The organism is Rhodococcus sp. IEGM 1307 (assembly GCF_030056915.1).
GTDB lineage: Bacteria > Actinomycetota > Actinomycetes > Mycobacteriales > Mycobacteriaceae > Rhodococcus_F > Rhodococcus_F opacus_D.
In genome coordinates this window covers 1-217 of record NZ_JASHKW010000131.1, presented here as the reverse complement: position 1 = coordinate 217, position 217 = coordinate 1, and the positions used below count along the sequence as shown (strand labels likewise).

The window sequence follows — 217 nt, the reverse complement described above, 5'->3', positions numbered from 1 at the left end:
GAGGGCAACCCGCCGCGCTGATCGGCGTGCGAGTGTTCCTGGCGGAACCCGTCCATCCGCTCCGCCGGGATCCGCCCCTCCTGGAACGCGCGGGCGTAGATGCCCGGCGAGGCGTGGCCCTGGATGAAGATCTGAGCCCCGCCCCCGGGATGGTCCTTGCCGCGGAAGAAGTGGTTGAACCCCACCACGTACAGGGCCGCCGACGACGCATACGTCG

Annotated in this window: 1 protein-coding gene; it reads right to left on the bottom strand. The window is 70.5% G+C overall.

From position 1 onward, the window contains the following. The coding region (locus QM841_RS43055) for a hypothetical protein (RefSeq protein ID WP_283336815.1) at window positions 1-217 on the bottom strand (217 nt) is incomplete at both ends.